We start from the raw sequence: 12697 nt of genomic DNA on the forward strand, positions 1-12697 counted from the left end.
TTACGGAAAAACTTCTCAGTCCGACGTGCCCGGTTACAGGCGCCCGTACTCGCGGGCGGTGCGGTCCACGGCGATGCGCGTCTTGTCCACCAGCTCGTCCAGCTCCGCGCGGGTGGCGACCAACGCCGGGGCCATGATCATGCGCCCCAGGGTGGAGCGAATGATGATGCCTTCTTCGAAGCCGATGGTGCGGCAGCGCCAGGCGATATCGTTTTCGTTGACGAAGCGTTTGCGCGTGGCCTTGTCTTCAGCGAACTGCAACGCCGCCACCAGTCCGATACCTTGCACTTCACCCACCAAGGGGTGATTGCCGAACACCTCGCGCAGGCAGTTCTGCAGGTACGGCCCGGTGTCGATTTTCACCTGAGTGACCACGCCCTCATCGCGCAGCGCCTTGAGGTTGGCGATCGCCACCGCCGCCGCCACAGGGTGGCCCGAGTAGGTCAGGCCATGAGCAAAGACGCCGCCTTTTTCCACCAGCGCTTCGGCCATACGTCGCGACAGAATCAGCCCGCCCATGGGGATGTAACCCGAGGTCAGGCCCTTGGCGATGGACAGCGTGTCGGGCTCGAAGCCCAAGGCCTCGTGGGCAAACCATTCGCCGGTGCGACCAAAGCCACCGATCACTTCATCGGCGCACAGCAGCACGTCGTATTGACGGCAGATGCGCTGGATTTCCGGCCAGTAGGTCTGCGGTGGAATGATCATCCCGCCAGCCCCCTGGAACGGCTCGGCAACGAACGCCGCCACCTTGTCGGCGCCCAGTTCGAGGATCTTGTCTTCCAGCTGACGCGCTGCGCGCAGGCCGAACTCTTCAGGGGTCAAATCACCTTCATGGGCGAACCAGTAGGGCTCGTCGATGTGCGCGACATCCGGAATCGTGCCGCCCATTTCGTGCATGAATTTCATCCCGCCCAGCGCCGTCGCCGCCAGTGTCGAGCCGTGGTAACCGTTCCAGCGGCCGATCATGACCTTTTTTTCGGGCTTGCCCATTACCTGCCAGAACTTGCGCACCGTGCGAATCAGTACCTCGTTGGCTTCGGAACCGGAGTTGGTGTAGATCGCGTGGCTGTAGTGCGCCGGCAGCAAGCTGAACAGCAGTTCCGACAACTCGATCACCGCCGGATGGGTGGTGTGAAAGAACATGTTGTAGTAGGGCAACTGCTCCAGCTGAGCGCTGGCGGCAGCGGCAAGATCCTTGCGCCCGTAACCGAGGTTGGTGCACCACAACCCCGACATGCCGTCCAGATAACGCTGGCCGTCGTTGTCCCACAAGGTCAGCCGATCGCCCCTGACCATCACCCGCGGCCCTTCCTCGTTGAGGGCTTTCTGATCGACAAACGCGTGAATGTGGTGGGCGGCATCGGACGCCTGATAGTCACGTGTGGTGCGGGCTGGATCGAGATCGATGGACATTGCGTGTCTCCAGGGTGAGGGCGCCCGATGCTCGTCATGACGAGGGGCAAGCGGTTGCCGAGGGCTTGTGGCGGTATAAGTTTTGGCACTTGAAAATATTTTTGTAAAGAAAATATTTGTGGGGAAAAACGCAAGTCCGTACCCTGAGCGGCATCGCAAAGCGAGTGCAAGGGCGCCATGAGCGGATTAAGAGAACGGCAAAAAGAACAGCGCCGACAGGTGATCGCCGAGGCGGCGCTGAGGTTGTTCAAAGCCAATGGATTCAGCGCGACCACGCTGGAACAGATTGCCAACGAGGCGGGCGTTTCAGCGCCCACCGTGGTGAATTATTTCGGCGGCAAGCAGGACATTCTCCTCGCATTGCTCAAGGCCCCCGACGAACAGGCGATGCGCGAGGCGAGGGCGAATCTGGACGACAATTCGGACCCGCTCGACGCGCTATGCGAACTCGAAGGCTTGATGACCCGATATCAACTGCGCGCGATGCCTGCGTCGCTGTGGCGCGAACTGGCGCCATTCCTGTTCACGGGAGACCTGTCCCACGCCTTTCAGCCGTGGAACGCGGCGGTGGTCGAGGAAGCCAAGGCTTTGCTCAAGCATTTTCAAGACCGCGGCAAGGTTCGCCCATCAGTCGATATCGAGGTCGCCGCGACCGTGTTCAACCAGTACGCGAACCTGGCGTTCATCCGCCTGGCCACTGAAGCCGTGCCGGATCGCGAGGCTCATGCGGCGCATATGCGCAGCGTGCTGGGGTTGATGTGCCACGGGATGTTGAGCGACCCGGGCGAAGCATAGCCCTAGGTTTTTCCTGCTCTGCGACGACAAAAATCATAATTTCGCTATCCCCTGATCCTGCACAGAATGCGTCCACACCCGCCTTCGTGAAGGACACAGGTATGACAGCTGGAAACATTGAAATCGATACGCTCGTGGTCGGTGCCGGTCAGGCCGGCGTGGCCATGAGCGAACACCTGAGCCATTTGGGTATCCCTCACCTGGTCCTGGAGCGCAGCCGGATCGCTGAGGCCTGGCGCAGCGGACGCTGGGATTCGCTGGTCGCCAACGGACCGGCCTGGCACGACCGTTTTCCAGGCCTTGAGTTTGCCGGTCTGAGCCCCGACGGCTTTGCTCACAAAGAGCAGGTGGCCGATTACTTCGAAGCCTACGCCCGCAAATTCAAAGCGCCGATTCGCACGGGCGTTGAAGTGCGCAAGGTTGAGCGCAACGTCGGGCGTCCCGGTTTCACCGTTGAAACCTCTCAAGGCGTCATCCAGGCCAATCGCGTGGTGGTGGCAACCGGTCCTTTTCAGAAACCGGTGATTCCAGCCATCGCACCGCAAGATGAGCGGCTGACGCAGATCCATTCCGCACAGTACCGCAACCCGCAGCAACTGGCCGCAGGCGCGGTGCTGGTGGTGGGCGCCGGATCGTCCGGCACACAAATCGCCGATGAACTGCTGCGCGCCGGCAAGCAGGTTTACTTGTCGGTCGGCCAGCATGACCGGCCGCCGCGCGCGTATCGCAATCGCGATTTCTGCTGGTGGCTGGGCGTACTCGGCGAGTGGGATCAGGCGGCGATGAAACCTGGCCGCGAGCACGTGACCATCGCGGTCAGTGGCGCCCATGGCGGGCGCACGGTGGATTTCCGCGAACTGGCGCAGCGCGGCATGACACTGGTCGGCGTGACCCGGTCTTTCAGCGACGGCGTGGCGACTTTCCAGCCGGACCTGGCGGCAAACCTGGCGCGTGGCGACGAGAACTATCTGGCCGTGCTCGATGCCGCCGATGCCTACATCGAACGCAACGGGCTGAACCTGCCGCTGGAGCCTGAAGCCCGTCGCGTGTTCCCCGACCCGGAATGCGTGAGCAAACCGATTCTCGAACTGGACCTGGCCGAGGCTGGCATCACCACCATCATCTGGGCCACCGGTTTCGCCACCGACTACAGCTGGATGAACGTTGATGCCTTCGATGAAAAAGGCAAACCCCGGCATCAGCGTGGCGTGTCGACCGAGTCCGGCATCTATTTCCTCGGTCTGCCGTGGCAGTCGCGCCGCGGCTCGTCGTTCATCTGGGGGGTATGGCACGACGCCAAATACGTCGCCGATCACATTGCCACCCAGCGCAAATACCTCGAATACCGGGACGCCGCCGAGCGTCAGGCCGAGCACGCTGCTTCAACGGCGCCGGCATCAGTCGTGACGGCCTGAAATCCGCGTTCCGCGCCGAACCCGAGCGGGGCGGCGCGGGCAACTTTCTGCTTCCAGGGAGCCCCACATGGCACAACCTACGCATACCCGCATTCGCATGTTCAACACCAAGGAAACCTATCCGAACCAGTCACTGGACAACGATCTGTGTCAGGCCGTTCGGGCGGGTAACACGATCTACGTACGCGGCCAGATCGGCACCGATTTCGAAGGCAATCTGGTCGGGCTCGGAGACCCGCGCGCCCAGGCCGAACAGGCGATGAAAAACGTCAAACAGTTGCTGGAAGAGGCAGGCTCTGACCTGTCGCACATCGTCAAGACCACCACCTACATCATCGACCCGCGCTATCGCGAGCCGGTCTATCAGGAGGTCGGCAAGTGGCTCAAGGGTGTGTTCCCGATTTCCACCGGGCTGGTGATTTCGGGGCTGGGGCAGCCGCAATGGCTGATGGAAATTGACGTGATTGCTGTGGTGCCGGACGGTTGGCAACCGGCGCAGGGGTGAGCGAGGCTTTGATGGGCAACGCTTGGGGCGTCGGTATTGGGCTGGAGCTGCCTGGATCAGTAGGGCTTTGAGCATCAGGACTTGGAGGGGGGGCTAGCTTGTCAGAAGCCCTCGCCTCCAAGTGAAACCTGGAACTACAGGCTATCTGGATCCCCCAAAAACATTTTGACTTGGCTCTAGATCAGTGTTTTCAGGCAGATAAGTTTCAGATATGCCCCCAGTTTTGCCCCCAAGTGTATCAGGTTCGCGAGTGGCGATTTCCGACAGAGACCAGATGGATTCAGATGGCTTTCAGTAGTTCATAGGTGGAGGGTAGCGGCCTCATCCTAGAGCGAACAAGTTTGGAGTTGTAGGTCATGTCGGTGACCCACACTGTTGGGTTTGCAGAAAGCGTCTCGCCGGGAACGTCAGGCCAAGCGACACGTTCACCCTGAGAACGGTGAAGTCATCGAAACGAAAGGTGGCAATCACTCCGGTCTGAAGGCTTGGAAAGCTCAGTACGGTCCGATGTCGTGAAAAGCTGCCTCGTCTGTTAAGCTGATTCCTAAGCCCGATCAGAGCCTACGTGGCTGATTGGGCTGATGCCTGAAATGTTTTGAAGCAAGGCCAGCGTACCTTGATTTTTGAGTGCGGCTGGGCGGTATTACGCTGTCTTTGATGGCATATAGCTATTCTTCCGGTTACTCTCCAGACTCCCAACATGGAGAGACCGCAATGGATGTTGTCAGTCGGGTTGAGCGAGCAAGAACCAAGGCGTTTTACCAACTCTTGGTCGACAGGCTCGGGTCACAAAGCTGGGCTGAGCGCAAAGCCGCCTATGTGAAGCTCATCCGTGACAAAGAATCGAAATTCGATATCAAGTTACCGATCGAGTCGCAGCTTTTCACGCCGACAGAAAATGATATCGACTGGTACATCCTCGCATCGTACCTGTCCCATGATTTTCCCTACAGTGATTCGGCTTACAGCAGTAGACGAGTCTTTCCCTACGCCATGGCCATCGGCGCCGTTGCCGAGCAGCTCCGAAGCGTACCCAGCGTTGGAGATGTCCTAGACAAGATGTTGGCCAACAACAATAACCCGGAAACGCAGCTGTTCGAGCTGCTGACGGCCTCGTTCTACCTGAAAAACGGTTACGAGGTTGCCTTCATTCCAGAGAACAGCATCACGTGGCCGAACGGGAAGAAGAAGTCGCCAGATTTGCTCGTCAAATCAGGTGAGCTTGAGTTCTACGTTGAATGTAAACGCTCGGATAAACAAACAAAGTACTCGCTTGGCGAGGAGGAAGCTTGGGCCAACATCTGGGCGCAGGTGAGCCATTACATGCTCAAAGCCGCACCATGGAGCATCGTTGATCTGACGTTCCATGAGAAAGTGTCAGATGTCACAGAAGAGGATGTAATCAAGGTGGTGAACCTTGCCATCAAGGCCGATGAGCAAGGGGTGAGGGTGGGAGCCATTACCGCGAAAATTCGCGTAATCGACAAGGTCGGGCTCAAACGCCACTACCGGAATTTCTCTGTTAGGCCTAATAGCCCGCAACAAGAGCTGCTTGTGTTCGGTGACATCGATAGCAACGAAAAGCGCAGCGTCGCGACTGTCGCAAGTCGGGTCATTCGCCCTGGAACCAATGACGACATCCTCAACATGTTTGTCAAAGACGTCGCCAGTTGCGTAGGTGCCCAGTGGCGCTGCGACCATGAGAACTCACTCTCGTTGCGCTCCAAGCACTTCAAGAGCCTGGTCAACGACGGCGTGAGCCAAATTCCTCCCGATCGCGCTGGCGTGGTGCACGTCTGGTTTGAGACTCGTGACGGTATCGAGGTCGAGAAGCTACGCCGGGACAAAAATGTCGACCAGATCAGTGCCTACGATGCCTCTGAAACCTCCGTGCTTGGCGTCTTCGTACACGCGGTAAACTACTACCCATTTGAGGACAGCTACGAGTGGGCCGAGACAGTACAGGACTTTGCGCGGGTGCCACACTTGATGGGGCTCTTCCCCCGGCAGACCCTGATGCTCGGATCCGATGCGACAAACGAAGTTGAAGACATCACCCATTGGGAACAGGACAAAGCGGCAAAGTCCCTTCGGTGAGATCGGTCGAGGATGGTGCTGAAAAGCGTCACCTTCTGCTTACACAGGAAAGTGAATGCGAACTTTAGATAGCTGGGCTCATCGACTTTTACATCTCCCACTGCTCATCGAGTGCCCCTCGATGCAGGTTATAGGCTACGACCAAGAAGAACCTCTTTTCACCGGGCCTGGCCACATCTCTATCAAGTCACGCACTGAGATGGAATTTGTGATGCACGGGACGCCGGCTGATGAAGCCAAGGCACTTGAACGCGTCATGCTCGCGTTCGAAAATCCATACGTCAATCTGGATCAGCTCAGAGTCTTCGCGGTTGATTATGAGGGCGTAGAGTGGAACTGCGGTTGGGTGGACGTTCAGATCGGTGAAACTGCGAAGGGCACCTGGCGGCTCTCAGGAAGCATTCAGGGAATCATGACCATGGCCTCTGGGACAAGGATACATCCCGAGCCAGGGGTGGAGTTGGTCTATGATGCGCAACTGAGCGTTCCTATTCCGCTGCTCAGCCGGAAAGCGTTGCGCGAGAGTGCAGAGTCGCCCAAGTCGACTTCCAGGCAAAGGATAGCTCAACAACACCAGATCGAGGTTGAGGGCGGGACAGTCGCCTTCCATCGTAGCTGGGGTGATGAAAGGCTATGGGTTACAGCATCTGGATTTCAGCCTTCCCTGAGCGTGTTCCTAGAGAATTGGGTCGGCGAGCCGCTCAACCTTCTTTTTGGTCAATTGGTTTATCCGCGCCTGACGGCCCGCAACATGGGTGATGGATCTGCGCTAATCGCCTTGCGCAATGTCTCGGATCACACTGCAGACACCCAGGTTTCATCGTTATTGATAGCCAAAGACCAGCGATGGCACAGTAAGCGCTTCTGGGAGCTCTATGGCCAGATCCTGTCCATGATCATCCGAGCGGGACAGAACAAGGCGGCACCGGATCTAGCACTTCATCAGCTCACTCAGTACTATCAGGAAATTGCCCAGGCCACGACTGGCTCGCACTGGGTACTATGTATGACCCTTGCCAGTGTCATCGAAGGTGTGGCAAATCTGATGTTCCCTCCGGTGAAGTCTGTTATCTCGGGCAAGGAAAACATCGACACTTGGGAGGCGTCCATCAGAAGCCTGGAAGTGCATGTCCAAGAATGGGAGGGAGATGACAAGCTTCGCCAAAGGCTCATGACTTCACTGCGAGGCGCCCGGGAGAAGGGTGTGCTTCATCGACTCAAGCCTTTGGTAGAGAACGGGGTGATTGATAAAGAACATCTCAATATCTGGCAGAAGGTGAGAAACAGCGTCATGCATGGAAACCTAGTGTCTCCTTGGCTTACCGAAGAGCTTGAGCAAAAACTTACGCGGTTGACCGAGCTCGCTCATCGACTGAGCGAAGCCTATATCCGCAAATGTTCATTCTAGGCTCTGTACGAAATTAGGCGAAACTATTTCGGAAAGCGTAAATGTATGAATTCAATGGAACTCTTACTTCAGCTGGTGAAGGTTTCTGATGGCTAAACGAAATTGCAGTCGAATCCTGAGCGTTGATCCCCGACTTTTTTATCGCGCCTCGCCATTGCAGGCGCCCCAAAGCCGATGATCTGCTCATGCTCAATGGCATCCTGTGGGATCTCTCTTCCGGAGCGGCCTGGCGTGACATGCCTGAGCGTTTTGGCACTTGGTCAACGGTCTATCAACGCTGTCGTGATTGACGCAACCAAGGCACGTTCGACCAGATGCTCAAACTACGCTCCCGCCTTCGGTCACACCTCCAGCAATATTTGTTGCGCAGGGTCGTCTTCGAACATCAGGGCCTGCCCATTCTGAGCGATGCGTATTTTTCATCCGATCTTGCCGTATGGATCTCGCTTTGGGCTAATCGATAGGATGCGATCGCTCCCTGTTAAACCTTGTGAAATCGCGCTATCTGGGAGGCGTCAGGATAGGGTGTTGACTACAGACGATGAGCCTCCTCGCGCCACGCGTCATGGCAACGTAGAGGTTCCTGGCGTTCATCTGCTCAGGCTCCAAAATCACCGCAACATCAGCCTCCAGTCCCTTCAGCAGCAACGTGCTGCCTACTGCTCGACGCGACAATGGGCGCCCTTGCATCCGGTTGCGCTCGCGGATCTGGATAGCCGCTTCGCGGAAGGTGTGCGTGTGAGATGCTGCCATTCGTAGCGCGGCGATACAGCAGCGAAGGATTTCCGGGCGGTATACGCGGCAATCCTGCTGCTGGGAGAGCTGCTGCAGGAGGTCGCTCACACCTGCAAAACTGGGGGCTGCCAGATAGGTCACCGCGACGGACTCAGCGACTGTTGGTGGTGTGCGGTTGCGACCATTGCGGATGGTTTCCACCCGAGTGAGGTAAGCATTAACGCCCACACCGGTCATCACGCTCCCGGCGAAATTGGCTATCTGGCTCAGCGCCGTTGGCCCTGCCAGCTCGAAGCTCTGAGCGAAGGTGATGAGGTCGGGCAGATCCACAGTCTCTACCGTTGTTGCACCTGGTGTCTGGCTTGTCAGGCGCTGCCTGCCTGCCGTGTTTCTGGCATCCCCTATGATCAGCGCCGACTCTCCGTTTTGCAGCGGGGTCAATGCAGCGTTTCGTCGTTGCGCGTCGGCATTGGCTGGGTGGATCTGTATCCATTGAACTTCGTGGGGCGCTGCAGCCAGATCGACTGGGTGACCGGCTTCCAGCAGCTCTCTCATCTGAAGCAGCCAGAGCCCCAGGTTCTCCGCAAGGGCGAGGCGCCATCGCCAAGGCGTGGCCAGGGCGCCAATCCTGGGGAAGTGTGGAAGGACATCGGTGTTCCAGTCGACCAGGCGATTCTGTGCGATGTCGAAAATGGCCTGCATGGGGTCGCCCAGGACATAGGTGGGCAAACTGGCAGCGAGCCAGGTGACGATGATGTGTTGTGCTTGGTTGCAGTCCTGGTACTCGTCGACCAATAGGTGCGAGTAAGTTGACCGTAACACCTGATCCAAGTGTTGCCCGCTCAGCAGCGCGATAGCCGCCGCGCGGATTGCAGGATAGTCAGCGGCGCGATTGGCTAACTGCATGATCGCTGGATTGTGCCCGCTTCGGGCGGGAAATTTGCCGATTAGCTTCATGGCGAAGCCATCCAGCGTTGCAATGCGAAATGAGGCGGGCGGCACTCTTGCACGGGCCATGCGAGCGCGCAGCGCTGCGACTCCGGCGTTGGTGTGGGTCAGGATCAGAATGGGTTTTGGCCCCGTGTGCTGAATCAACGTGTCCGTAATCAGCTGCGTTTTGCCGCAGCCTGCCGGCGCCGTTATCGACCCTCTTGGAAAATCGAACAGCGCGATTTCAGGCGGCATGAATCCAGCCTCTGATCCGGTTGATGGTCGTTTGGAGGTCGGGATGAGACGCCTGCAGGTTGGGGCCAATGATGTGCTTTGCGATGAATTCGTAGGTTGTCACCGACTTGAACCAGCCATTCTTGCGAATGCGTGAAGCAAGTCCTAGATAGCTTCGAGTACCTGGTGCGTAAGGCACCCCTTGCGCTCGAAATGCCTCGATTTGCTCTAGATTCAGGTTGTTTTGCGAACGATCGCGTATATGGACAGCTACCAACTCTCGGTCACGCACCTCAATGGCTTTTTCGAGCAGCCTATCGATGGCCGTGTCCGGCACGCATGCAAACAGCTCATCTTCCAAGGCTCTGTCCTGACCCCAGGTGGCAGACTGTCCTCCCGCCAGATGGAAAGCGTTTTGGATGGCGGGATTTAGGGGCTTGTCCGCATCGACGATCACAAGCACCTGGTACCCGAGGCTCAGCAGAGCGGAGCCACGCGTGTAGCAGTTGTCAGGGCTGCCGCCGTTGACGTTGACATAGGCTCCGCCCAGCGCCAGGAAGGAAGGCCTGCCGAGAGTGCCCCAGTATTGATCCAGGCCGCGCATCAGACCCACTTCACTGGCACCTTCACAGACCACGATGCGTTTGGCCAGAAAGGCCTCGGGATCAGCCCGGAGCGTGCTCTGTACATCATCGGATGTTCCGGCTTGGCGAACCTCGTGATGCCCCTGTAGTGGACGAACCACGAAGAGTTGATGCCCCGACAGTTCACGCAGGGCAACTGGGGAGTGGGTGGTCAGGAACACCTGAAGGGGCTCTGGGGTGTCCTTGGCGCCGAGAGAGTCCATGAAGCGAATCAGGCGATGGGGTTCCAGGCCAAATTCCACTTCATCCACCAGTGCGATGGAGGCTGCCTGTGCGACTTGGCGTTGAAGGCCCGCTACCAGCAAGCGAGACGATCCGGTGCCGAGCGATCGTAGAGGAATGCCCTGGTCGTTGTGCAGGGCAATGGCGCCATCACCGATCGAGACTGCATGGGCGTCCAACAATGCTTGGGCGGCTGCACCAACGGGTACGCCGAGATAGTTGGCGGTCTGCGTCACAATCTCCAGAGGCCGCTGAAGCTGAGCTCCTGCTTGTACACCGAAACCGTTCCGAGCGTCTCGTGCGGCCTCTGCCAAGGCACCACCGAGCGCAGGCCGCTCTTCGGTCAATCGGTTGAGGATGGAGTTACGGCTCCACGACAGGTTGGTGTTGGCATAGCTTCCGATGCGAGCGGGGGAGATGCGTGCTCGATCCTTCCAGGCCAGGTTTCGCTCAATGCCCTGCTGGCTCGCCCGGTCAGAATAGAGCCGCCAGGAAGGCTCCAGATCACTCTCGACCTTGAGTTGCAGCGTCAGTACGGTTTCGATACCGAAACGCGGCTCATCTTCTAGCGTTCGGTTCGTGTGATCGAAGCCGCGCAGGAAATCGCCATAACTGTCGAGGTTGATCAGGTCATCAGGTAGGCCACCCAGCGTCACCGTGATCAGGATCGGCTGTGCAACATCCAGCTGGTAGAAATCGGTGTCGCCGAAAGGCGCGTTGCGTCGGGCGCCGAGGCAAAGATCGATGGCATCAAGAATACTGGACTTTCCGCTATCGCCAGGGCCGATCAAGCAATTGAAGCCGGGTGAGGGTGTCCAGTCCAAGTTCTGAATAGAGCGCAAGTTTTGGATCTGGAGCCGACGAATCCTTGCCATACAGTAAGTCCCTGCGCTGATCTGCCCGATGCCGCTTCGCTTTGATCATAGCTAGATTTCGAGTCAGCACAGGTGCACGTGATGAGACGTCACATCAGATTTCCTTCCTGGACGGTAGCCAGCTTGCTTTCATGCCATTTGGTTGGAGTGGCAATTGAAGCGATAACAAGCAGCTCAGGCGCTGGGATGCCTTTAGCGGCTGGGTTTGCTGCGTAACATCCCACTTTAGCCAGGAAGCCAAGCTTGAAGCTATCCGCGTCCAAGGCTTCTGGGCACGCATCCAGGTTACTCACTGATTAGCAGCTGCTGCTCGGTCGCCAAGCTCTGGCTTCATGATGGCGCGAATGTCATACAGCAAGCTGCTCACGTTATGTAGCTTGCTGATGAACTCCTCCAGTATCTCGTTGGTGACCTCGAAGTAGCGATTTTTCTTGTCCAGCCGACGGTGCAGAATTTGCTGTCTGGCTTGGTTGGTGATCGGGTAGGCATGCATGATGTCCGAGCGCCGGGTGTTTAGTGCTTGGAACATGTCAGCGGCGGCGCGGCCAATAGGCCCGACCGCCGGTTTTGTTGCCTTAGCTTTCTTTACACACTTGCGGAACTCGCTGAGGATCTCGCCGCCCGTTCTTGCCTGAAGCTCAGTGCGGTTCACGAGCGGATCCATATGGTGAGCGAGCTCGGCCATGAAGCTGCTTAGGGAAGCAAAGCCATACAGCGCGACCCCAAGCCGGTAGATGTAACCATCGTCAGCTGGAAGCGCGAGACGAGTGAGCCCTCTGATGGCTTTGGTGTTTAGCTCGATTGTCATGACGTGTACTCCAACATCCTTATCGTGTACCGAAGAGGCCGGGCTCTGTGCTGCGAACCCGGACTGTACTTTACAGGGGAAAATAACTGAGTTACTTGAGCTTACCGCGCAGCCAGCTCATTACCCGGATCAAGACTTTCAGCTTGCGATAGAAGTTATCCGCGTCGACCAAGAAGCCCATTTGCTTGCGGAGCTGGGCCATCTCGCTCGTCACGGCCCTATGCGCATCGGTGCCAGCAAGGCCTGCTGCAACCATATCCTGATCAACGTCGCGCAATTGACGGTGCCAGGCTATATCGACTGCGTGGTGCTCGAAATAGCGGTGGTTGAACACGCGGTGCTTAGCGAGGAGAAACAGGTAGGCGCCAAAGCCCGCCAGAAATACCTGCAGCATGCTGATCTCAACCCCCTGAGCGTTCAGAAACTGGGCGATTTGTGGCGTTCGCCAGCAGCCAATCGCGAACAATGCGGGCCATAGGGCAATGGCGAACAGCGCTTCGTTCGTTTGTGGGTAGCGTGTCAGTTGATCGGGGATGAAGCGGAGACGGGTCATGGGAACTCCTAGTGGAAGGCTGTCCTGGCACGAGGGGCCAGGACTCACTCAAGCTTCCGG

General features: G+C 57.8%; 10 protein-coding genes and 2 pseudogenes. 7 read left to right on the top strand and 5 right to left on the bottom strand.

What is annotated here, in order from left to right; translation table 11 throughout:
* Positions 1 to 33: 33 nt before the first annotated feature.
* Positions 34 to 1416, bottom strand: a complete 1383-nt coding sequence (locus ACYYKW_RS18135; protein WP_464990734.1) for an aspartate aminotransferase family protein — start codon at positions 1414 to 1416, stop codon at positions 34 to 36.
* A 177-nt stretch (positions 1417 to 1593) separates the two neighbouring features.
* Between ACYYKW_RS18135 and ACYYKW_RS18140 the strand changes: the two genes are divergently transcribed.
* The 7 genes and pseudogenes from ACYYKW_RS18140 to ACYYKW_RS18170 form a co-directional block, all read left to right on the top strand.
* Complete coding sequence (locus tag ACYYKW_RS18140; RefSeq protein ID WP_464990735.1) at positions 1594 to 2211, top strand: TetR/AcrR family transcriptional regulator; 618 nt, start codon at positions 1594 to 1596, stop codon at positions 2209 to 2211.
* A 101-nt stretch (positions 2212 to 2312) separates the two neighbouring features.
* The gene (locus tag ACYYKW_RS18145; protein WP_464990736.1) at positions 2313 to 3626 is read left to right on the top strand and encodes a flavin-containing monooxygenase; all 1314 of its coding nucleotides are present in this window, start codon (positions 2313 to 2315) and stop codon (positions 3624 to 3626) included.
* Positions 3627 to 3693: 67 nt separating this feature from the next.
* Positions 3694 to 4131, top strand: a complete 438-nt coding sequence (locus ACYYKW_RS18150) for a RidA family protein (RefSeq protein ID WP_464990737.1) — start codon at positions 3694 to 3696, stop codon at positions 4129 to 4131.
* Positions 4132 to 4515: 384 nt separating this feature from the next.
* Positions 4516 to 4647, top strand: a pseudogene (locus tag ACYYKW_RS18155) (transcriptional regulator); the annotation flags it as partial.
* A 198-nt stretch (positions 4648 to 4845) separates the two neighbouring features.
* Positions 4846 to 6228: a hypothetical protein gene (locus ACYYKW_RS18160; RefSeq protein WP_464990738.1), complete on the top strand. Its 1383-nt coding sequence runs from the start codon at positions 4846 to 4848 to the stop codon at positions 6226 to 6228.
* A 55-nt stretch (positions 6229 to 6283) separates the two neighbouring features.
* The gene (locus ACYYKW_RS18165; protein ID WP_464990739.1) at positions 6284 to 7636 is read left to right on the top strand and encodes a hypothetical protein; all 1353 of its coding nucleotides are present in this window, start codon (positions 6284 to 6286) and stop codon (positions 7634 to 7636) included.
* A 140-nt stretch (positions 7637 to 7776) separates the two neighbouring features.
* A pseudogene (locus tag ACYYKW_RS18170) lies at positions 7777 to 7923 on the top strand (transposase); the annotation flags it as partial.
* Between the two features lie 214 nt (positions 7924 to 8137).
* On the opposite strand, the gene ACYYKW_RS18175 reads toward ACYYKW_RS18170, so the two are convergent.
* The 4 genes from ACYYKW_RS18175 to ACYYKW_RS18190 form a co-directional block, all read right to left on the bottom strand.
* The gene (locus tag ACYYKW_RS18175; RefSeq protein ID WP_464990740.1) at positions 8138 to 9556 is read right to left on the bottom strand and encodes a UvrD-helicase domain-containing protein; all 1419 of its coding nucleotides are present in this window, start codon (positions 9554 to 9556) and stop codon (positions 8138 to 8140) included.
* Positions 9546 to 11276, bottom strand: coding sequence for an ATP-dependent nuclease (locus ACYYKW_RS18180; protein ID WP_464990741.1), 1731 nt, complete (start codon positions 11274 to 11276; stop codon positions 9546 to 9548). Before ACYYKW_RS18180 ends, ACYYKW_RS18175 begins: the two co-directional genes overlap by 11 nt.
* 289 nt (positions 11277 to 11565) lie before the next feature.
* Complete coding sequence (locus ACYYKW_RS18185) at positions 11566 to 12084, bottom strand: hypothetical protein (RefSeq protein WP_464990742.1); 519 nt, start codon at positions 12082 to 12084, stop codon at positions 11566 to 11568.
* Between the two features lie 91 nt (positions 12085 to 12175).
* Positions 12176 to 12637, bottom strand: a complete 462-nt coding sequence (locus tag ACYYKW_RS18190; RefSeq protein ID WP_464990743.1) for a hypothetical protein — start codon at positions 12635 to 12637, stop codon at positions 12176 to 12178.
* Positions 12638 to 12697 lie beyond the last annotated feature (60 nt).

This window comes from Pseudomonas sp. 15C, from assembly GCF_055484735.1.